We start from the raw sequence: 22,707 nt of genomic DNA on the forward strand, positions 1-22,707 counted from the left end.
AAAAAAAAAAAAAAAAACAGAAATTTATTCTGTTTTAAAAAAATTTTTTTAATTATTTAATATATAGTTAAATGCTGATAAGGCTGCCTTTGCTCCTTCACCTAAAGCAATTATTATTTGTTTATATGGTACAGTTGTGCAATCACCTGCAGCAAATATACCCTTACAACTTGTTCTATTATATTCATCGATTTCTATTTCTCCAATTTTGTTAGTTTTAACTATATCTTTAAAATTATCAGTATTTGCTCTTAAACCAATTTCAACAAAAACTCCATCTATTTTTAAATTTTCTAATTCCTTTGTTGTTCTTTCTTTGCATAAGACCTCAGTAACAAATTTATCCCCTTTGATTTCATCTATAGCTGTATTGACTTTTATTTTAATTTTAGAATTTGATTTTGCTTTTTCTTGTAAAACTACATCTGCTTTTAGTTCAGGTAAATATTCTATTATAGTTACACTTTTAGCGATATTAGCCAAATCAAGTGCTGCTTCTACTCCAGAATTTCCACCACCAGCAACTATTACATCTAAATTTCTATAAAAAGGTCCATCACAAGTTGAACAATAATGAACTCCTTTACCTTTAAATTCTTCTTCACCCTTAACATTTAATTCTCTATGTTTTGCACCAGTTGCGATAATTATTGACTTTGTCTTAAATTCAACACCATTATCTGTAACGACTAATTTTTTATTTCCATCAATAATTTTAGAAACTAAATGTCCTTGATAAAAAGGTATTTCATATTCTTTGGCATGTTTTTCTAAAGAAGTTGCAAATTCAGGACCAGTTGTTGAAACAGTTCCGATAATATTTTCTATACCATTTGTAGTTAAAACTTGACCTCCAACATTTTCTGCTACAATCCCAATTTTCATTCCTTTTCTTTTTGCATATATTGCACTTGATATTGCTGCTGGACCTGCTCCTATAACAATTACGTCATACACAAGATCGCTTCTCATTTCTTTAAAATTTTTCTTATTTTCTTCCAAATTAAGATTTAATTCAAACATTAATTGTTCTCCTTTTTTATTCTTATAATCTTTTTCTTACCTGCCTTTACTACCATGTCTTGAATAATCTTAATATTAGCTTTAATATCTACTATAGCAACATCGTTTATTTTTACTGCTCCTTGTTCTATTAATCTTCTAGCTTCACTTGTTGATTTACAGAAAGATAATTTATTTACTAACAAATCAATTATATCCACTTCTTGTTCAGAAATAATGACTTCTGGTAATTCAACATTTAAATTTTTCTTAGAAAATAGATTTTCAAAATATTCTCTTGCACTCTTAGCTGCTTCTTCTGAATAATATATTTTAACTAATTCTTCTCCTAGTCTCTTTTTTGCTTCCATTGGATGAACTTCTTTTTTTATTCTTTCTATTTCTTGCATTGGTATTTCTGTTAATTGTTCATAATATACATACATCAATTCATCAGAAATAGACATTATCTTCCCAAACATATCATTAGGAGTATCAGTTATTCCAATATAGTTATTCAATGATTTACTCATTTTTTCTACACCATCAAGACCTACTAATATAGGCATTAACATACAAACTTGAGGTTCTTTATTAAAATCTTTTAATAAATCTCTTCCTCTTAAGATATTGAATTTTTGTTCAGTAGCACCTAATTCAACATCTGCTTCTAAATGAACAGAATCATATGATTGTAGTATTGGATACATAAATTCAATTAAAGAAACTGGCTTATTTTCCTTAAGTCTTTTTGCAAAATCTTCCCGAGATATCATTTGTGAAACGGTAAATTTTGATAAAAGATTCAATATAGTTGTTAAATCTAGTGTTTCTAACCATTCATGATTATATTTCACTGTCATTTTATTTACATCTAATATCAAACTAATTTGATCCATATATGTTTTTATATTTTTTTCTATTTGTTCCATACTTAGCATTTTTCTAGTTTCACTCTTACCTGTAGGGTCACCAATTCTAGCAGTAAAAGTTCCAATTAAAAATATTGGTTCATGCCCTAAATCTTGGAATTGTTTTAATTTTCTAATAGGAACTGCATGACCCAAATGTAAATCGCTTCCAGTTGGATCAATTCCGAATTTAACTTTTAACCCTTTTCCTGTTCTTATGCTTCTTTCAAGTTTTTTCTTAAATTCTTCTTCATTAATTAATTCTTCGCATCCTCTTTTTAGAATATTAAATTGTCTTTCAACTTCATTTTTTATCTCTACTTCAGTCATATCATTCTCCTGTCAATTTTATTTTACATTTTTTTTATTTTTTTTTCAAGCTATTAATCTTCATTAGTTTTATTTATATAGTAAAATTCTCCATTTCTACCTAATACATCATCATATTCAACTGTTAATACCTTATCACCAGCTTTTAAATTTTTTATATTTAATCCATCAATAAAAGGTTGTGTTATTTCTGAAAAATATACCTTAATATTTTCATTAAATAATTCTTTATTCTTTGCATTTAATATTTCATTACATCCGCTGTAATCATGTATATAATAATATCTACCATCATTAGCAATAGACATATCAGAATATGATACTAGAAAATCTTGATATTTAACATTTTCTCTAGTCTTTTTTAAAATTTTTGAATTTAAAGGAAATATGTATGTATTACACATACTTAAATCTTCATTATTATCTATTTTAGAATATTTTTCATAACAGTCTTCATTATCTATAGTTTCAATTAATCTATTGTTTTTTTCATCATAGCTATATACATATTTTTCTTCATCATCAATTGCATATAGCTTATTATTTTTTCTATCTAATTTACTAATAATTGCAGATCCGTCGTCATATCTAACAGCCTTATAATACTTATTATCCATTTGAAAAATAGTAAATACTTCATAATCTGCATTCAAATCACTTATTATCCAAGTTCCTAAAAAATTATCTGAAAATCCTATTAGTTGAAATACTAACAAAAGTATCCCCATTACAATTTTTTTCATAAAAACTCCTTACAAATTAAAATGTTTTTTTGTTTTTATTATACCACAATTTTTTTTACTATACCAACCATATTTTCCTTGCTTTTTTTAAATTTTAATATGATAATAAATATATCAACATATGAAAGGACGATGTATGTATCATGAAAATATTAATAGCTCCTGATTCATACAAAGCTAGCCTTAGCTCAAATGAAATCTGTGAGATTTTTAAAAATACTTGCATTAACCAAGTAATAACTTGTCCTCTTGCCGATGGTGGTGAAGGAACTGTTAATGCAATAGTATCTGCAAAAAAAGGAAAATTTTTTTATTCCTTTGTACTTGGTCCTAATTACAATAGAATAAAAGCTAAATATGGTGTTATATATAGCAATACAGTAGTTATAGAAGTTGCTAGTTGTTGTGGAATGACAGTAGTAGAAAAAAAGAATCCATACTTTACTACAACTTATGGCTTAGGTCAATTAATCCGTTATACATTAGACAAAGGTTTTCGTAATTTTATAATAGGTCTTGGTGGAAGCTGTACTAATGATGCTGGTTTAGGCTTACTTCGTGCATTAGGTGCTAAATTTTATGATAGAAATAGAAAAATAATTAAAAATGCCAGAGATATTGGCGATATTTATGAAATTGATTTAAATAATTTTGATAAAAGAGTAAAAAAAAGTAAATTTTTAATAGCCTGTGATGTTACAAATACTTTTACTGGACCCAATGGAGCTTCATTTATGTATGGAAAGCAAAAAGGTGCTAATGACGAAATGATAAAAAAATTAGATTCTAATTTCTCGCATCTTGAAAAAATATTAAATCAAAATTTAAATTTTCTATATGCTGGTGCTGCAGGTGGTTTAGGTGCCTGCTTCAAAGTTTTTTTCGATGCAAAACTTGTAAGAGGTTTTGATTTAATTACCAAAATGACTAATTTAGAACAAAAAATACAAAAAGCCGACTTAGTTATAACTGGCGAAGGTAGATCAGATATTCAAACAAAATATGGTAAAGCTCCTTATGGGGTACTGAAATTAGCTAAGAAATACAATAAACCCGTATATTTAATCTCTGGTAGAATAGAAGATGAAGAAGAATTAAAAAAACTTGCTTTTGATAAATTAATTGAAATTAGTCCTAAAAATATTAATATATTTTATGCAATTAAAAATTCAAAAAAATTTTTAATAAAAACAATTAAAATTTTAGGATTATAGAAAATATTTACAAATATATTTATTTTTTAATCTTTGCTTTTATCATTTTATTATTATAAAATATTATTATATTGTTTAGGAGGTATTTCAAATGAAATTATCAAAGAAAATTATTGCTATTTTAGCAACAAGTATCGCTTTTACAAGTTTTGCTGAAGTTAAAACTTATACATTAACTGCTAACCAATTAATGGCTAGAGAAAATACCATGAGTACTTATTGGTATCAAACATCTGTTGAAGCAAAAGCTTTATATCTTCAAGGTTATAAGCTTGCTACTAAAAATTTAACTAATATCTTAAAAAAACACCATAATAAACCTTATGCTATAGTTTTAGATATCGATGAAACAGTTTTAGATAATAGTCCATATCAAGTTCAAAATATCAAAGATGGAACTGGTTTCAATCCTAAAACATGGGACGAATGGGTTCAATTAGGTGTAGCAAAAGCTGTTCCTGGTGCTAAGGAATTTTTAAATTTTGCTAATAAGAATAAAGTTAAAATATATTACATTTCTGATAGAGATGACAATCAAATAGATGTTACTATTAAAAATATGAAAAAAGAAGGTTTACCTGTACAAGGTAGAGATCACTTATTATTCAAAGGAATGGGTACAAAAGTTGAAAGAATGGATAAAGTTAAAAAACATTCTAATATAGTTATGTTATTTGGTGATAATATCTGTGATTTTGGAGATTTCTCTAAAACTTCTATGGCAGACAGACAAAAGAAATTAGACGAATTAAAGGCTGAATTTGGTGACAGATTCATTATCTTCCCTAATCCAATGTATGGTAGTTTTGAAAGAACAATTTATAAAGAAAAAAATGCTAAAACTCCTGAAGAAAAAATGAAAGTTAAACATAATTTACTTAAAGGATATAAATAAGAATAAAAAAAAGCCTACGGGCTTTTTTTTTACCATTCATAATTATAGCCTAAAGTTGCTGAGTATGCTTGCGATAATTTACCTAAGGATAGTGACAATTTATGCTTATCTTTAAATAACATTTCAACTAATATATCTCCAGAATGAACCATATAATTATCTTCTTTCTTATTTATTATTTCTCTTGAAAAAATTTCATATTTATTTGAATTTTTTAATCTTTTATCAAATGCGTAACCTATAGAAAGTTTATATTTATTTTTAGTTTCAAATAATATACCTGCTCTCAAAAAGGCCCCAATATTATAATTAAAACTTGGTACTAATTTTACAAGAGAATTATTTTGATCCCTAACTTCTGATTTCAAATTATATGTATAACTTGCCCTAAGTCCCGGTTCCACAAAATATTTTTTACCAAAATGTAATCTAAAATCTAAGCCTCCAATTATCCCCATATAATTTTGTTTAAAATTTTTATTATAGTCTATAATGCTATAGTTAAATTTATGCTCAGTATTTATTCTCACTTTAAAATCTGGTATATATGCACTAGCATTAAGTCCAAAATTAATTCCATTAATTTTATTAGAATTTATTAATGAATTTGTATAACCTACTGTAGCACCAAACATTGTTTTATTTCCTTCATAATCTAATGCTTTTGAAAAATTAATATTAGTATTTATATTGTATTTATTCTTATCTCCAACAAAATTTGTAAATGTTCCTATATTATATTTTGAATTTTTTTCATCAAGACTATCTATAAAATTTTGACCAGAACTTTTTAAATTAGTAAATTTATAATTTGATAATTCATAATTAAAAGCCTTAATTTGCATATTTCTAAATTCATCAATTGTTTCCATAACTATCTTTTTTTCTTCCGATAAATTTTCATAATTTACTGTACTAGCAAACCCTAAAGTTGTAATTAAACTTAAAAATAATAATTTTTTCATTTTTCTCCTATCTAGGCCAATATATCCCTTGTACCTTTTTATCTTTTTTATAATAACTTTTTTTTATAACATTTGATTGATTTCCACCAAGACAATAATATCCATTATCATCTTCTGATACTATGAAACTACAGTGTCCTTTACCATTTCCATAATTAAGCACTAAAATAGCCCCATATTTTGCTTTATTTATTTTTTTGAAATATTTAGCTCCCTCTTTAGAATAAAAACATTGTGAACTAGGTGATTTAAAGCCTAAATTTAAAATGTAGTTTACAAATGAAGCACACCACGGTGTATTTATGTCTGCATCTATACCCCCACCTTCTTTATGATAAATTTTAACCATTTTTTGTAAAGTATATTGATTATAACTTTTCATATATTCAAATAAGGCCCTTTCCATCCATGTGCACTTTCTATTTTCGTTAGTGCTAATTTTATATGGTGAATAAAGTTGTGGTAATTGTTTCTTTGCTTTTTCAATAAATTCAGAAAATACATCTTGTTTGCATAACTTTTTTCCTATATTTACCCATTTATCATTTTCATATTTTGAATTTATTTTTCCCAAGAAATATCCCATTATTATTTTAGCTAAAGGCTTTATATTTATTAATCTTTCATTTTTAGAATCAACAACTGGATATACCTCATAACTCATTAACTTCTTTTCATCATACCTTGGTTTTAATTCAGATTTAAATAATATCTCACATTGTTTCGCTAATGTCCTTGCAAAACATTCAACTGAATAAACATATCTTGCATATTTATTAAAATATCTTCTTTCTAATCTGGAATATATATTTTCTATTGCTTTATAGTCATCTAATTTATATATTATTTCCGTTTTTATTTCAGGAATTTGTTTTAAGCTACTTTTTATTTGATTTGGATTTGTAATATTAATAGTTCCACCTAATGTACAAATACACTTTGAATTTTCTAGCAATATCGGTTTGTTTTCTATTTGTATATCCGTTTTTTTTAACCAATATGACAAATTTGGAGAACACACTTTATTTATTGTGCAAGTTTTAAAAGGTATTATCCTATTATCATATATAGTTGCACATGCTTTCCCATCTATATATTTTTTTGCACTCAATACATTCAATGTTGATATATCTGGGCTCATTGTACAACTTACTTTTGCTCCAGAACAAACTATTTTATTTTTTTCATTATTTTCAACTTCAAAATATATTTTTTCATAAAAATTATATATGTTATAGCTTGATCTTATCTTCATATTATATGCCAGTGCTTGTTTTGTTTTAAAACTCTTTTTTATTTTACTTGCACTACCATCTTTTAAATAAGTTTTACAATCCTTATTTTCCATTAAGTTAGATATTTTTTGTAAAGATTTATCTTTATATTCTTTATCACTTTTTAGCAAAGAAATAATAACATTTGTAATATTAAAGTCTTTAATGCTAGCTAAAAAACTATAGTCACTAAAATCTAATCCTTGTCTATATTCATCTAAATATATTAAATAATTTCTAAGAATATTCTGTTTATCATTTGGAAAATTGTCAAAATATTTTGTTTTTACTCTCGTAATACTTTTTATTAATGAAATTAATAAATTATCTAAAAATCTTCTTGCTCTTTTAAAATTTCTCTTAGATTGTTTGTCTAAGCTATAACTTTTTTTTACTAAGCACTCATCTTTAAATAATTTTAAAAATCTATAATGTTTTGTTTTTGGATATTCCCTTAAAGGTAAGGTTGGGCAATCAACTTTAATATCATCAACATCTGCCAAACCTAAGCTTGTTAAATAATTTGTATTTGAATTTTCTAATTTAATCTTAGTAAAATCTTCTATTTTATTTATAATATATTCTTTAACCTTAGATTTAAATATATTTTTTATAATATTCCCTATTTGCTGTATTCTACTTTCATTTTCATACTTACAGCTCAAAAAGCACAAAGAATCTTCCAAAGTTTGCAATGGATCCATTGAAGAACTACAAATATCATATAAAAAGTCTATTACACTAACTTGTTTTTTTAAAATATCTCTATATTTATCAAAATTTTCTTGATTAATTATATCTTTATTTTTTTTATCAACTGCTTTTAAGATCTCATTAAAACTTTTTCTTTCTTTGCTATCAACCTTAGAATTTGTAACATCTTCAAAATAATTTGTGTACTTTTTGTCTCCATATTCTTTTTCAAATTTTTCTTTTAACTTTTCTCTTACAGAATCACTATCTTCAACCAATCTAGCCTTTGTTTTGTTATTATCCTTTATTATTTCTTTTATTTTCTCAATAAGTTCTTCATTAGAATTTTTATTTTCTATAAGTTCTTCTTTTTTACTTTGAGTTAAATTTTTAAGTTTTTCTAAAATAGGTAATATTTCTTTTATCTGTTCTTTTAAACCTTTACTATTCTGTCCAATAAATTCTTCACCAACATCAATTTCAGACTTATCTTTTTCATTTACTTTTGGAATAACTTTTTTTTCTTTAAGTACCCCTGTAATATAGCTAATATCATATTCACTTTTATTATCAAGATATTCTGTTATGGGAATATTATCTCTACAGTGTATTTCAACCTTATTTAATAATTTTTTTAATTTACTTATTCCAAACACATGACAAGCAATATATATACCAGCTGGACTTAATTCAACACTTAATTTTTTATCTTTTAATTCTATTTGCTTATTATCTTGTATAAAGGGTATTCCACTTATATCTAATATTTCACCAGAATATTCAAGTAATATCTCTTTTAAATCTTTAATTCTTATAAACTTATCAAAAAATATCACAAGTTCATCCTGTTTTTTATAACCTTCCTCACAATGTAATAAAAAATTTAAATCTATATTAGGTTCTATTAAATATATTTCAGTTTGACTCATTAAATATCTTCCTATTTTTTCGCTTGTAATTTCTCCCTTTGTTTCTCTACCAACTTCATAATCAGATTTAAGATATTTCATTGCTAAATCATCATAAAATCTTTGAATTTCTTCAGGTATTTGTTCTTTTTGAAAAAATTTTTCTTTCATATATTCCTCAATTATTAAATATTTTATTAGCTTTTAATTTAATATTAGATTTACTATTTATGTCTATATCTGCTTTTTTGGAAACAAGAATAATATTATTTCCATATATACTCATTTCATCCTTTGCTTCCATAGATATATAGCCCCTACTTAGATTAGCTATTTCTTCTTTTGAAATAAATACTATCTTATTAGTATCTACTGTAAATTTATCTTTTTCTAATTCTATACTTGCCTCTTTACTTATGTATACTCTTTTTTCATCAGTACAAAATCTATTACTTCCTTTATTATTAATACAAAATGCTACCTTTGCATCATTTTCATTATCACTTGGAAAGTACACATCCACTATATCTCCATTTTCTGGTGTTGGAAAAAAGCCCGTACTTGTCTTTGAATAAGGTGTAGAAAAACTCAAACTTTTTTTATTTTTACTCTTATCCCATATACTTCTTGAAAAATCCACTTTCATACTAGCTACTTCAAGATTTTCAATAACCTTAATTACCGTTGCTTCCAAAAAAGTTCCCTTAACATTATTTTTTATTTCATATAAATAATTGCCTTTTGGGCATAACAATATTTCTGTTAAATAAATATTTTTATCTAAATTTGTAATTAGCTCGCAAATATATTTATCTTGGTATTTATCTCCGACTAAATATACTTCATTTTTTATTTTGAAATAACTATCCTTATTCTTGATACCACTTTCAACTATATTTTTTAAATCAATTTCAGATACATTTTGTAGACCTATCATTAAAATTCCAGAATAACTTGTATATATTACTTCATTTATATCATTTAATATCCTTGCCATAAATTCAAAATCTGTTTGTGCATATTGTAAATACAATCTATTAATTGATCTTTTTAAACTATTTGAAATTGAATATTTAAATTTATATTCTTTTAATAATTCTAAGCAAATATCATAATATGTTATTGTTTCATCTTGGAATATTTTATAATTTTTTTTTATATCCATTTTCTTACTATATGAATAAGCTTTTATAAGAGCTTTTTTACCATCTATACCAAATTTTGATACACATTTATCATATATTTCTCCAGAAAAATAGTTTATTTTATCTTCTATTTCAATTATATTTCCACTTAATTGTTGAATATCTAAAATTTCAAGTTCTATTTCCAATTCTGTGTGCTTATTATATGCTGATTTTAAGCTTAATCTTTTTAAGGTATATTCTTTTATTTCAGTATTATTAATTTTTATTATCATCTACATTTACCTCAATTTCTTTTTGATCACCTATAAATTTCTGTAATAGAACCAAATTAAATTTCCCACTTTCGCCATTAAATTTTTGAATTAATTTATAGATATATAACTTTGGGAAAAAATAAGCAACATCATCTATTTTTAAATTTACATCAAAGTACTTATCTTTGATTTTTATAAGTTCTCTTATTAAAGTATTTGTTTTTATATTTGTATTATCTTTTGTAAATATCTCACCTTCTATTAATAACTCTATTCTATTTTTATCATTTACATAACTTTCTTTTACATCTTGTAAAATATTAATTTCTACAGATTTTATTATCTCATTTGAAATATTTACATTTTCTAATTTAATTTCATATTTCATATGCTAATCCACCTTTCTTGCTCTGAAAATTCTATTATATCTAAGAATAAAAAATTATTAAAAAAATACCTACATTCAAAGCCTATTGGTAAAAATTCTTCTATTATCTCATTAATTAATCGTTCTATATATACTGTTTTTTTATAATCTAAAATTATGAAAAATTGTCTGTCTTTTCTATATATCATATAACTTTCAAAATTATCTTTAATACATGAAAAAAATATATATAACTTATCTTTTATATACCTTGCTTTATACTTCCACTTACTTATTAAATATTTTTCATTTTCATTATATATACTTAACTTGCTAATTATTAATTCATATCTTATTTTCGCTAAGATTTTAATATATATTTTAGCTAAATTTTCATTAAGTCCATATTTAAAATATATATTTAATGAAGGTAAATTTATATGTGCCTTTTTCCCTATATTAAAACCATCTAAACTTAATTCAAAATAAGGAATATACTCATTAAAACTAATTTCTTTTATTTTTTTATACTCTAAATACCAAATATATGGGAAAAATTTATTATTCATAAATTCTCACCTCAAAGGCTTCAAATTTATTATTTAAAAAATTCACAAGAAAAAAAACATCTTCATAGCAAGCTATTTTCTCTAATTTTATATAAATATATGAATTTTTAAATTTAAATATTTGTTGATTATAGTCTGGAATTAATAAATGTGATAGATTTTCATTTGAATAGAATATTTCTAAAATTTTTATTTTATATTGTTTGAAAAATATTTTTTTTATATCTTCTAAAGAGATTAATTTATGTTCTACTATTTTATTATCAATATACTTAGTTACAAATCGTTTATCAAAAGGTAAAATTTTAAAAATATCAAAGATATATAAATCATCTTTTCTTGAATAAATATCAATATGTTCATCATAAATTAATATATCATCGATATTTCTTATATCATCTTTTACTAAATAAAATGTTTCTACTTTTTTATCTAAGATATATTTATAGCCTATATCGTCCAATCTTGTTAAAGTTTTTTTTGAAATTATTTTCTCTTCGCTTATATTCCAAAAAATTGTTTGATTGAATTTAAAATCTTCGTCTAAATTATATTCAATTTTGGCTTCTTCAACATTTTCAATAATATCAATAAATTCCTTAAATTTTATCTTGTACATTCTATTAACATATCTTAAATCTAATCCATCCCATTCAAGATTTGAAAGTAAATATGCAAAATATATTTCTTCTATTTTTTCAATATACCTTGTATCTTTTTCTAAGGTGAATATAAACCTAAACCTTTCTGTACCAAGCACATATTCTCCTATAAATTCTTTATTTTCCAATTCTTTTAATTCATAATATGGCTTATCTATATATACTTCATCTTCATTAGATTCCAACATAGGATTCAAAAAGAAAGAGTATTTTTTATTCTCTTTTTCTAGAATTGTAAAATAAATATCTGGCTTAGTCTTCACATCAAAAAGCAAGCTTTTTATATTTTCTAAACCTAATTTCAAATTTTCTTCTATTCTTTTTTTAAATAACTCTGTATGTTCTAAAAATTGCTTATCATCTATCATTTAAGCTCCTCCTTTCAGGTATATTTTACTTTTTTTTTAAAATAATTTTCTTTTTTTTCTTAAGTTTATTCCTTTCTTTTTTCTTAAAAATAAAAAAAAGAAATCTAGTAGTACTAGATTCCCTTATAAAAAATTTTTTTATTTTATAACCTTAAAAATTTCTTTTTTTATTCTTGACATTTCTTCTTCAGTTTTATTAATCTTAAATTTTGCAACAAATTTACCTGGTTGCCCTAAAAGTACATAAACTGTATCTGCTAGCAAAATTGCTTCATTTATATCATGTGTAATTAGAAGACAGGTTAAATTTAACTTATTTTTTAAATTTAAAAACCAATCATACATCTTAGTTTTTGTAATATAATCTAAGGCAGAAAATGGTTCATCCAACAATACTATTTTATCACTGAACATATATGTTCTTAATAAAGCCGCTCTTTGTCTTTGACCTCCAGATAATTCTTTTGGATATCTTTCAAGAAGTCCATCTAAACCAAATTTTGGTATATTTTCTTCTATTTTCTTTCTAATTATATTTTTATCAACTTTTTGTATTTTTAAAGGTAGGGCTATATTGTCATAAATAGTCATAAATGGTAATAACAAATCTTTTTGTAGCATATAGCTAACCTTTGCAGTTTTTCCTGTTATCTTTTCATCTTCTAAATATACTTCTCCCTTTGTTGGATAAATTAAACCAGCTATAATATTAAACAATGTAGTTTTACCTACCCCACTAGGTCCTATTATTCCGACAATTTCTCCTTTTTTTACACAGAAATTTATATCTTCTAATATTGGTTTTTCATCAAATTTGTGACAAATATCCTTAATTTCCAAGATATTCATTTGTTACACCTGCAGAACTTGGTAATTTTTTATCTATTAATTTCTTTTCATATAACCAATTATAGAATCTATCCCATTTTGCTATATCTATACGTCCCCATTCACCTTTTTCATTTAAGTAATATTTAGCAATACTCTTTTGGCTTTCTTTAATTAATTCTTTATTACCTTCAGGTGCATTTTTAATTAAAATATCTGCTGCCTTATCTGGATTTTGTATTGCATATCTATAACCTTTTTCAAGAGCTTTTAATACTTTTCTAGCTAATTCTGGTTTATTTTTTAAGAAGTCATTATTAGCTATTAAAACTGGTGAATAATAATCAAATATTGGTTCATATTCAGCTAAAGGGAAGAAATTAACATCTACTTTCTTTAATTTTGCATTAATTAAATCCCAATTACTATATACAATAATAAAGTCATATTGATTTGCTACCAAACCTGCTGTAGCATCAGTACTTTCTCCTGGGATATATTCCATTTTATCCCCTACTATTGTTTTTACAGTAGCATCATCTATAGGATCTTGCCAAGTTGAATATCTTTTACCTTGTAAATCTTTTGGTGTTTTAGCTCCTAATGATTTTAATGACATTAACCCAGCTGTATTCTTTTGTAATATTGCAGCTATAGCAGTTATTGGAGTATTTTTTAATAATCTTTTTACTAAATTAGGTTGGAAATATATACCTAATTCTGCTTTACCTGAACCTACTATTGCTGCTGAACTATCTTCAGCTGGTTGAACTATATTTAAATCTATACCTTCTTCTTTGAAATATCCTAAATCTTTGGCTACGAAGATACCTGTATGATTTGTATTTGGAACCCAATCCAATACTAAAGTAAGTTTTTCCAACTTTTTATTTTCTGCTTTCTTTGAATTAAAGCATGAAAACACTGTAAATAACATTACGAAAATTGTTAAAATTTTAATAAATTTATTTTTCAACTTTTCTCCTCCTATTTTTTAATTATTTTCTTTTCTAAAATATCTATTATTGACATTAATAATAAGCTTAAAAAGGTTATAAGAAATATAACAGCAAACATCTTATCTAAGGCAAATGCCTTTTTTACTCTTGTCATATATACACCTAATCCATAATAGCCCCCTAACCATTCAGAAATTACTGCAGATATTAACGAATATGACATTGATACTTTTAAACCTGAAAAAAAATAGCTCATTGCTGAAGGGATTTTTAAATATCTATACATTTGAAAGGTATTAGCCCCCATTGCTTTAAGTAATTGTATATTATCTTTATCAACAGCCTTATAACCATTCAATAAAGAAATAGTTATTGGAAAGAAAGTTGATATAACTACTAAAACTATTTTAGGTTTCATATAATATCCTAACCATATAATTAATAAAGGTGCTATTGCAATAGTTGGTATTGTTTGCGTCAATATTATAACTGGATAAACTAAATCGTAAAGTCCTTGGTATAAATCCATACTAAGTGATAAGATAAAACTAAGTATTATACCTATAAAAACGCCAATAAAAGCTACCAATAGTGTATAGTAGGTATGTCGCATAAGCAGACCAAAATCTCCTATAAATGCTAAAATGACCTGATATGGGGATGGTAGCAAAAATTCTGATATGATATGTAAATCAGACAAAATCTCCCAAACTATTAGCAATAAAATAACTAAACTATAATCTTTTAATTTCTTCATATATACTCCTAAAAAAAAACTCTCTATGAGAGAGTAGTAAAATTTGATTATATCAAAAAAAACATAAACTCCCTACGCCAGTATTACCTGTATCAGGTTTAGGGTATAATCTCAGCCATTAAAATAGCACCCCTGTTTGTTCAAATATATTATACATTATTTTTCACCTTTTTCAATAATTGTTTTTATTTTCACAAAAATAAATAGTGACCTAAGCCACTATTTATATCATAATTTATTTTTTATTTCTGTCTATATATGGATAACGTAAATTTGAATAAATCAACACTATTATACAGAAAACTACTATAGGTATTATTGCACCTTGGCTCTTTAAGAAACTCCAACTTGATACTATTCCTATTATATATATTGTAACACTTAAAATTGGGAATATTATACTTGCAATAGGTCCTAATTTAAATTTAGCATTTTTATATGCTTCTGGTCTTTTTTTCTTTAAGAAAAATAAAGTTATAACAGGGAAAATTGAGAAAATTAATCCTACATTTGCACCTATAAGTGAAACAACCTTTATTTCTTGACCAGTTATTATTGGATACATTCCTATAATATAATACATTAATAATAGATAATGTGGTGTTCCAAATGTTTTATTTTCTTCTGCCATTTTTTTAGGTAACCAACCATCATTTATTGCTGCTTTTATACCGATAGGTGCCCATGAGAATACTGCATTAAGTGATGTAAATAACGCTATCATTCCACCACCTATCATAAAGATATAGTACATATAATTTGGTAATATTCTCTTTGCAACTACACCTAAGGTCTTATTAGCTACTTCTGATACTGGTAAAACACCTGCTGCTACTATTGTTATTAAGAAATATACAACTGCTACAATTAATGTTGATCCTATCATAGCTATAGGTATATTTTTACCTGGGTTCTTAGCCTTTCCACCAAATTCAGACAAGAATTCTCCACCTATCATTGTATATCTTACAAGTAACATTGCTGATATAAATGTTCCAATACCATTAGGGAATATATTCTTTGCTTCAAAAAAGCTTGGAAATTCTTTTACTTGTGGTAAACCAAAACCAATAAATGCGAACAATGATACTATCAATATAATAACTGTTACTCTTTGAACAAATACTGATGTTTTCAATCCAACTATATTAACTATGAAAACAAAAGTCATAACTGCTCCTGCTAAAAGTCTTGGATTAATAAAAGGCCATAAATCTTGTGCATATTGTGAAATACCAATTGCATATTGTGCCAAAATGAATTGCCCAAAAACTAATAAAGCAACATAGAAAAAGGCTGTTCTAGGTCCTATAAGATCTCTAACATACGAATACATTCCACCCTTATTAGGTATTGCTGAACCAAGTGCTGCAAGAGGTATTAACGGAATAATTATAATAACTGTTGCTAATAAAAATGATACTGCAACCCCCTTACCTGTCATTCCAATTGCTATACATAGCAATACTACTATACCAGATCCAATTATTTGACCTATTCCTATCATCATAAGTTCAAATAAATTTAATTGTTTTTCATTTGTTTCTTCCATCTAAACTCCTTTTACAATTTAAAATTAACCAATGCTTCAAGAGCTACATCTGCACAAGTATTAACTGTTTTCTTTAATAATTCTGGATCAGGATTATTTTCTTCAGCTTTTTGTAAAACTTTCAAGGCATTTCCATCAACAGATAAAATAGATCCTGCTTTAATTCCATACATACTAGCTGCTACAAATAGACAAGCTAATTCCATTTCAAGACCTATAGCTCCACTTTTAGCTTGTTCTTCAGTATTAGTTTTAAGAACTCCTCCATAAAATGCACCTTGTGTAACTACTATACCAACATTTGGTTTCAAATTCTTTTTTTCTGCTATTGTTTTAAGTTCATTTAATACACCGTAATCACTAATAGCTGGGAAACTCTTAGGTACATAAATATCACTAACTCCATCTTCTTTTGAACATGCAGTAGGTATTATTATATCTCCAGCTTTTATATTTTCACTTATTGAACCACATGTTCCTAGTCTAATAATAAGCTTTGCCCCACCTTTAATTAATGAAATAAATGCCAACATAGCACCACTTGCACCGACTCCATGTGAACAAATATTAATTGGTACTCCTTTATAGTAACCAAAATAAGTCCAATATTCTCTTGCCTTTACTAAGCATTTCATATTGTCCAAACGATTTGCCAACATTTCAGCTCTAAACGGATCTCCAACTACAAGAACTCTTTCTTGTACTTCACCTTCCAACAATTTAATTCCTGGTAGCATATTTTTTTCCAAAACTATCAGCTCCTTTCACTAATATTAGTGTACTCCATTTTATAAAAAAGTCAACATTTCCCAAAAAAGCACAATATATTACTTGTTTTTTTTGCATTTTAAATTATACTTTGTGGTGTAAATGGTGATATAAAATTTGACTAAAATTTCTTTTCATAATATAATTGTCATTATTAGGAGGTACTACTATGAATTATGATTTAGTTTTAAGAAATAAAATTAAAGCTGTACGTACTTTAAGAAAAATATCTCAAGAACAACTCGCTCATATGGTTGGCATTTCTCGTCAAACCATTTGTTATATAGAAAATGGGCAATTTAATCCTTCTGCAAAATTAGCTCTATTAATCTGCAAAGCTTTAGATTATAAATTTGAAGATTTATTTTTCTTATAATTTTTTAGCTTAATACCATTAAATTAAATGCTTATTTACGTTTTTTAATGAGCATTTTTTTATTTTTTCAAAATGTGAAATAAACAAAAAATTTTTTAAGTACATTCAAATACTTTTGTGCAAATATTTATATATTCCTAGCATTTTTATTTAATTTATAGTAAAATTAAGGGTGGTAAATATGTTATTAAAATTAGAAAATGTTTCTAAAAAGTTCAATAACGAACTTATCTTTTCAAATATTTCCTTCTCTGTAAAAGAAGGTGAAATTTTTTCTATAGTAGGTAAATCTGGTATAGGTAAGTCAACACTAGCTAAAATAATTATTGGTCTTATAAAGCCAACATCAGGCAGAATTTTATTTAATAATTCTGATATTTCAAAAAGAAAAATATCTGATATACAAATGATTTTCCAAGATCCTTATAGTGCTTTAAATGAAAAAATGACTGTTGAAGAAATTATTAAAGAACCTTTAATTGTCAATAAACAAGATAATATCAATGAGCGTGTAACTGAGATGCTAAACTTTTTAAAATTAATTGATTTTAAAACGAAGTATCCAAGCGAATTATCTGGTGGTCAAAGACAAAGAGTTATTGTTGGTGCAGCAATGATTTTAAAACCAAAATTAGTAATTTGCGATGAACCAATTGCTTCTCTTGATCTTACTATACAAGAACAAATAATACAATTAATAAAATTTTTTAATAAAAAATATAGAACAACTTTTATCTTTATTTCACATGATTTACAAATAGTTAAACATATTTCAGATACTATATTTAAAATGGAGGTTAAAAATGAAAAAAACTAATAAAGTTTCAATTATTGGAGCTGGCTTTGTAGGTTCAGCTACTACTCTTGCAATTGCAGAATCTGGACTTGCTTCTCACATTGTTTTGGTTGATATAAACAAGAATAAGGCTCAAGGTGAAGCCTTGGATATAGCACATGGTGCGGCATTTATGAAATCTGTAGAAATAACTGCAGGAGATTATAAAGATACTACTGATTCAGACATAGTTGTAATTACTGCTGGTGCTGGTCAAAAACCTGGAGAATCAAGATTAGATTTAATAGGAAAAAATTTAAATATTTTCAAACAAATGATACCACAAATTGTAAGATATTCTCCAAATAGTATTTTACTTGTTGTTGCAAACCCAGTAGATATACTAACTTATTTCACTTATAAACTTTCTGGTTTCCCTGCTACAAGAGTAATAGGTAGTGGAACAGTACTTGATACTTCAAGATTAAAATATCATCTTGCAAAAATATTTGATATAGATGCTAAGAGTGTACATGGCTTTATGATAGGTGAACATGGGGACAGTGAATTTCCTGTATGGTCTGCTTTAAGTGTTGGTCCTTTATCAATAGAAGAATATTGTAGATTAGTTAATATTGAATTAGAAGAACTTAAGAAAACAGTTACTCACAATGTTAAAAATGCTGCTTATGAAATAATTGAAAAAAAAGGATATACAAATTATGCAATAGGTTTAGCTGTTCGTCGTATTGTTGAGGCAATTTTAAGAGATGAAAAATCAATTTTAACAATTTCTACATACAACCCTATAAGTGAAGTATATTATTCAGTACCTAATGTAGTAGGTAGAAATGGTCAAATAATGAAAATTTGCCCTGAATTAAACAAAGAAGAAAGAGAAAAATTAGATGAATCTATGAAAATTTTAAAAGAAGTTATAAATAAATTTGAACTATAATTTTCTTTGTTTTTGTGATATAATTAAGATAAAAAAATAAACTTGGAGGAAATCATGTTATCAATAATTTTAGCTGCTGGTAAAGGTACTAGAATGAAATCTAATTTACCAAAAGTTTTACATAAGGTTAATGGTAAGCCAATGTTACAAAAGGTTATAGAAACAACTAGCAAATTTGGAGATATACTTTTAGTTTTAGGGTATAAAAAAGAACAAATTATAGAAAATTTTCCAACATACCCTTATGTTGTACAAGAAGAACAATTAGGTACTGGACATGCTATTAAAATTGCAAAAGAATATTTAAAAAATGCTGATACTGTTTTAATTACTTATGGCGATGGTCCTTTATTGTCTTCAGAAACAATAAAATCAATGCAAGATAAATTTTTTAAAAACAACTTAGACTGTCTACTACTTACTTGTTATTTAGATGAGCCTAAAGGTTATGGAAGAATTTTAAAAGATTCTATGAATAAAGTTATTGATATAGTTGAAGAAAAAGAAGCTACTGAAGAAATAAAAAAAATAAATGAAATTAATGTTGGAGTTTATTTATTCAAAGCAAAAAGCTTACTTAATATCATAGATAAAATAGATAACAATAATCTTAAAGGCGAATATTATTTAACAGATGCCATAAAATTATTGAATTCTAATGGTTATATCTGTGATAGCCTAACTCTAAAAGATAAAAATGAAATGTTAGGTGTAAATTCAAAAATTGATTTGGCAAAAGTATCAAATATTTTATTACAAAAAAAATTAACTTCATTAATGGAAAATGGTGTTACAATTATTGATCCAACATCTACATACATTGAAGATGATGTTATTATAGGTTCAGATACAATAATTTATCCTAATACTATTATTACTGGAAAAACTACTATTGGATCTAATTGTCTTGTATTTTCTTCAAGAATTGAAGATAGCGAAATAGCTGACAATGTAAAAATAGATAATAGCGTTATAGAAAGTTCTACTTTAAAAAATGAAGTTACAATTGGTCCTTTTGCACATTTAAGAAAAGGTACAATTTTAAATGAAAAGGTTCACATAGGTAATTTTGTAGAAGTTAAAAATTCTACTTTGCACAAAGGTGTAAAATCTGGACATTTAACTTACCTTGGAGATGCTATCATAGGCGAAAATACTAATATTGGTGCTGGTACTATTACATGTAATTATGATGGTGTTCACAAAAATAAAACTCAAATAGGTGCTAATTCATTTATTGGAAGTAATTCTATATTTGTTGCTCCAATTAATGTAGGTGCTAATGTTCTTACTGCAGCGGGTAGTGTAATTACAAAAGATATTGAAGATGATAAACTTGCATTTGGTCGTGCAAGACAAGTTATTATTAATAAAAAAAAGTAGAAAGAGAGTGTAAGAAATGAAAGAACACGAAATTAAAATTTTCGCTGGAACTTCAAGTTTTAAATTAGCAAATAAAATTGCTGACAAACTCGGTACTAAGCTTGGAGATAGAGATATCATTAAATTTGCTGATGGTGAATTTTTTGCAAAAGCTAATTGTACCGTAAGAGGTTGTAAAGTATTTATTATACAATCTACCTCGAAACCTGTTAATGAAAATATTATGGAATTATTAGTTTTTATTGACTCGTTAAAAAGAGCTTCTGCTTCTGAAATTATTGCTGTTATGCCTTATTATGGTTATGCAAGACAAGATAGAAAAGCTAGTCCAAGAGAACCAATTACTTCAAAGTTAATTGCTGATCTTTTAACAACTGCTGGTGCTACAAGAGTAGTTACTATGGATTTACATGCTAAACAAATACAAGGGTTCTTTAATATTCCAGTTGATCACATGGAAGCCTTACCTATATTTGCAAAGTATTTTATAAACCAAGGTTTCACAAATGAAAATACTGTAGTTGTCTCACCTGATGTTGGTGGTGTTAAAAGAGCAAGAAACTTGGCTACTTGGTTACATATGCCTCTAGCAATAATTGATAAAAGAAGACCACAAGCAAACATTTGCGAAGTAATGAATATTATTGGTGATGTTAAGGGTAAAAGAGCTATTTTAATAGATGATATTATTGATACTGCTGGTACTATTTGTAATGCTGCAAAAGCTTTAAAAGAAGCTGGTGCTACTGAAGTATTTGCTTGTGCCACACATGCTGTATTTTCAGGAGAAGCCGTACAAAGACTTAAAAACTCTGAATTTACAAAAGTTATAGTTACAGATTCAATTCAATTAAATGACGATCAATTATTTGATAAATTAAAAATAGTTTCTGCAAGTACAATGTTTGCTGAAACTATTCATAGAATATACAATGAAGAGCCTATTAGCGACCTTTTTGCTCTTCCAAATAATATAGATGAAAGTAATGAATAATAATTTTGAAAAAGCCATACAATTATTACAAGAAGGTCGTGCAATAATAATTCCAACTGATACTGTGTATGGTTTAGCTGCTATTCCTACAAAAAAAGCTATAAATCTTTTATATACACTAAAAAAAAGAGATAAAGCTAAAAAGATTCTAGCCTTAGTAGCTGATTATTCAGACTTTGAAAAATTAACTACTGATGTTGATTATAAACTTATAAAACATTTTTTACCTGGTGCTTTAAGCATAATTTGTAAGACAAACAAAGAATTTTTACCTTTATTAGGTCCTACTATTGGCATCAGAATTCCAGACTGCGATTTAACTCGTAATTTGATTAGAAAAGTTGGTGGCATACTTATGACAACAAGTGCTAATATTTCTGGCGAACCCCCTGCTACAAAGATTAGCTCTATTTCTAAAGAGTTGTTAGATAATGTTCCTTTAATACTTGAAACTGATAAACATTTATCTGGTATACCTTCAACTATTATCTCATATTTGGATAATCATTATACTTTAATTCGCTCTGGGCAAATTGATTTTAAAGACATTTTGAAGATTGGAGGAAAAAAATAACATGAAAATAATGAATGCAAATAGATTAAATGATATGGATGTTTTAAATATGAAACAACAAGCTAAACTTGCAAGTTCTATGCAAAAAATTGGTAAAACTAAAAGAAAAATAGAAGTACATCTTAGTAAAAGTTCTCAAAAATATCTTGATCAAGTTATTATAGAACTAAAAAAACAAATGGATGCAAATACTAGTTCAGCTTTACCTAATATTTTAAGTTTTTTCAACTATTTACAAAAGCAAGTCCATGTTGAAAAGAAAGCAAAAAGAGAAAAACTTAAATCTTTTAAACTTTCATATGAAGAACAAGACTTCTTAGTATTACAAATAAAATCTATGATTAAAGAAGTTGAAAGACAAAAAGAAAATTTAAAATTCTATAATTTAATTAAAAAACTAATTTTTTCTTCAGTTAAAGCACAAAATGAACTATTATTAAAAGAACTTACAAATAAAAAATAATTTAATTTCATATGGGG

General features: G+C 25.7%; 23 protein-coding genes and 1 riboswitch. Of the genes, 9 read left to right on the plus strand and 14 right to left on the minus strand.

Annotated features, from left to right (window positions below; translation table 11 throughout):
- Nucleotides 1-48: 48 nt before the first annotated feature.
- From AWT65_RS00840 to AWT65_RS00850, 3 genes are read right to left on the minus strand one after another with little or no spacing between them, the layout of a single operon-like run.
- Entirely contained in the window at nt 49-1,023 is a 975-nt protein-coding gene (locus AWT65_RS00840) for an FAD-dependent oxidoreductase (RefSeq protein WP_066728379.1), read from the minus strand.
- On the minus strand, nt 1,023-2,243 hold the full coding sequence (gene tyrS, locus AWT65_RS00845) for a tyrosine--tRNA ligase (RefSeq protein ID WP_066728381.1): 1,221 nt from the start codon (nt 2,241-2,243) through the stop codon (nt 1,023-1,025). Before tyrS ends, AWT65_RS00840 begins: the two co-directional genes overlap by 1 nt.
- Nucleotides 2,244-2,296: 53 nt before the next feature.
- Entirely contained in the window at nt 2,297-2,986 is a 690-nt protein-coding gene (locus AWT65_RS00850; RefSeq protein WP_066728383.1) for a hypothetical protein, read from the minus strand.
- A gap of 143 nt (nt 2,987-3,129) precedes the next feature.
- Here AWT65_RS00850 and AWT65_RS00855 point away from each other — a divergent pair, with 143 nt between their 5' ends.
- Nucleotides 3,130-4,200 carry a glycerate kinase gene (locus tag AWT65_RS00855; RefSeq protein ID WP_066728390.1) on the plus strand — a complete coding sequence of 357 codons (1,071 nt, stop codon included), beginning with the start codon at nt 3,130-3,132 and terminating at the stop codon, nt 4,198-4,200.
- 91 nt (nt 4,201-4,291) lie between these two features.
- The gene (locus AWT65_RS00860; RefSeq protein ID WP_066728392.1) at nt 4,292-5,095 is read left to right on the plus strand and encodes a 5'-nucleotidase, lipoprotein e(P4) family; all 804 of its coding nucleotides are present in this window, start codon (nt 4,292-4,294) and stop codon (nt 5,093-5,095) included.
- A gap of 29 nt (nt 5,096-5,124) precedes the next feature.
- Here the strand turns inward: AWT65_RS00860 and AWT65_RS00865 are convergent, their stop codons facing one another.
- The 11 genes from AWT65_RS00865 to AWT65_RS00915 form a co-directional block, all read right to left on the minus strand.
- On the minus strand, nt 5,125-6,060 hold the full coding sequence (locus AWT65_RS00865; RefSeq protein ID WP_066728394.1) for a hypothetical protein: 936 nt from the start codon (nt 6,058-6,060) through the stop codon (nt 5,125-5,127).
- Nucleotides 6,061-6,067: 7 nt separating this feature from the next.
- Entirely contained in the window at nt 6,068-9,106 is a 3,039-nt protein-coding gene (locus AWT65_RS00870) for a PAAR-like protein (RefSeq protein ID WP_066728397.1), read from the minus strand.
- 7 nt (nt 9,107-9,113) lie between these two features.
- Nucleotides 9,114-10,355: a hypothetical protein gene (locus tag AWT65_RS00875; RefSeq protein ID WP_066728399.1), complete on the minus strand. Its 1,242-nt coding sequence runs from the start codon at nt 10,353-10,355 to the stop codon at nt 9,114-9,116.
- Nucleotides 10,339-10,725 (minus strand): hypothetical protein, encoded by a 387-nt coding sequence (locus AWT65_RS00880; protein ID WP_066728401.1) that lies wholly within the window; start codon nt 10,723-10,725, stop codon nt 10,339-10,341. Before AWT65_RS00880 ends, AWT65_RS00875 begins: the two co-directional genes overlap by 17 nt.
- Complete coding sequence (locus tag AWT65_RS00885; RefSeq protein WP_066728403.1) at nt 10,722-11,273, minus strand: hypothetical protein; 552 nt, start codon at nt 11,271-11,273, stop codon at nt 10,722-10,724. Before AWT65_RS00885 ends, AWT65_RS00880 begins: the two co-directional genes overlap by 4 nt.
- Nucleotides 11,266-12,303 (minus strand): hypothetical protein, encoded by a 1,038-nt coding sequence (locus AWT65_RS00890; protein ID WP_066728405.1) that lies wholly within the window; start codon nt 12,301-12,303, stop codon nt 11,266-11,268. Before AWT65_RS00890 ends, AWT65_RS00885 begins: the two co-directional genes overlap by 8 nt.
- 138 nt (nt 12,304-12,441) lie before the next feature.
- Nucleotides 12,442-13,152 carry an ABC transporter ATP-binding protein gene (locus AWT65_RS00895; protein ID WP_066728408.1) on the minus strand — a complete coding sequence of 237 codons (711 nt, stop codon included), beginning with the start codon at nt 13,150-13,152 and terminating at the stop codon, nt 12,442-12,444.
- Complete coding sequence (locus AWT65_RS00900) at nt 13,133-14,107, minus strand: ABC transporter substrate-binding protein (protein WP_232292771.1); 975 nt, start codon at nt 14,105-14,107, stop codon at nt 13,133-13,135. Before AWT65_RS00900 ends, AWT65_RS00895 begins: the two co-directional genes overlap by 20 nt.
- Before the next feature lie 11 nt (nt 14,108-14,118).
- On the minus strand, nt 14,119-14,847 hold the full coding sequence (locus AWT65_RS00905) for an ABC transporter permease (protein ID WP_066728410.1): 729 nt from the start codon (nt 14,845-14,847) through the stop codon (nt 14,119-14,121).
- Between the two features lie 52 nt (nt 14,848-14,899).
- Nucleotides 14,900-14,991: riboswitch (TPP riboswitch) on the minus strand.
- 91 nt (nt 14,992-15,082) lie between these two features.
- Nucleotides 15,083-16,399 carry an APC family permease gene (locus AWT65_RS00910; protein WP_066728412.1) on the minus strand — a complete coding sequence of 439 codons (1,317 nt, stop codon included), beginning with the start codon at nt 16,397-16,399 and terminating at the stop codon, nt 15,083-15,085.
- Between the two features lie 11 nt (nt 16,400-16,410).
- Entirely contained in the window at nt 16,411-17,148 is a 738-nt protein-coding gene (locus AWT65_RS00915) for a nucleoside phosphorylase (protein ID WP_066728415.1), read from the minus strand.
- Nucleotides 17,149-17,336: 188 nt separating this feature from the next.
- Between AWT65_RS00915 and AWT65_RS00920 the strand changes: the two genes are divergently transcribed.
- The 7 genes from AWT65_RS00920 (at nt 17,337) to AWT65_RS00950 (ending at nt 22,690) form a co-directional block, all read left to right on the plus strand.
- Entirely contained in the window at nt 17,337-17,543 is a 207-nt protein-coding gene (locus tag AWT65_RS00920; RefSeq protein ID WP_066728419.1) for a helix-turn-helix transcriptional regulator, read from the plus strand.
- 181 nt (nt 17,544-17,724) lie between these two features.
- On the plus strand, nt 17,725-18,360 hold the full coding sequence (locus AWT65_RS00925) for an ABC transporter ATP-binding protein (protein WP_066728422.1): 636 nt from the start codon (nt 17,725-17,727) through the stop codon (nt 18,358-18,360).
- On the plus strand, nt 18,347-19,276 hold the full coding sequence (locus AWT65_RS00930) for an L-lactate dehydrogenase (RefSeq protein WP_066728424.1): 930 nt from the start codon (nt 18,347-18,349) through the stop codon (nt 19,274-19,276). The genes AWT65_RS00925 and AWT65_RS00930 overlap by 14 nt, the downstream gene beginning before the upstream one ends.
- Before the next feature lie 54 nt (nt 19,277-19,330).
- Nucleotides 19,331-20,659 carry a bifunctional UDP-N-acetylglucosamine diphosphorylase/glucosamine-1-phosphate N-acetyltransferase GlmU gene (gene glmU / locus AWT65_RS00935; RefSeq protein WP_066728426.1) on the plus strand — a complete coding sequence of 443 codons (1,329 nt, stop codon included), beginning with the start codon at nt 19,331-19,333 and terminating at the stop codon, nt 20,657-20,659.
- Between the two features lie 16 nt (nt 20,660-20,675).
- Nucleotides 20,676-21,653, plus strand: a complete 978-nt coding sequence (locus AWT65_RS00940; RefSeq protein ID WP_066728428.1) for a ribose-phosphate diphosphokinase — start codon at nt 20,676-20,678, stop codon at nt 21,651-21,653.
- The gene (locus tag AWT65_RS00945) at nt 21,646-22,227 is read left to right on the plus strand and encodes an L-threonylcarbamoyladenylate synthase (RefSeq protein ID WP_066728430.1); all 582 of its coding nucleotides are present in this window, start codon (nt 21,646-21,648) and stop codon (nt 22,225-22,227) included. Before AWT65_RS00940 ends, AWT65_RS00945 begins: the two co-directional genes overlap by 8 nt.
- 1 nt (nt 22,228) lies before the next feature.
- Nucleotides 22,229-22,690 carry a hypothetical protein gene (locus AWT65_RS00950; RefSeq protein ID WP_066728433.1) on the plus strand — a complete coding sequence of 154 codons (462 nt, stop codon included), beginning with the start codon at nt 22,229-22,231 and terminating at the stop codon, nt 22,688-22,690.
- Nucleotides 22,691-22,707: the final 17 nt, after the last annotated feature.

It is taken from the genome of Sneathia sanguinegens (assembly GCF_001517935.1).
In the GTDB taxonomy this organism is placed as follows: domain Bacteria; phylum Fusobacteriota; class Fusobacteriia; order Fusobacteriales; family Leptotrichiaceae; genus Sneathia; species Sneathia sanguinegens.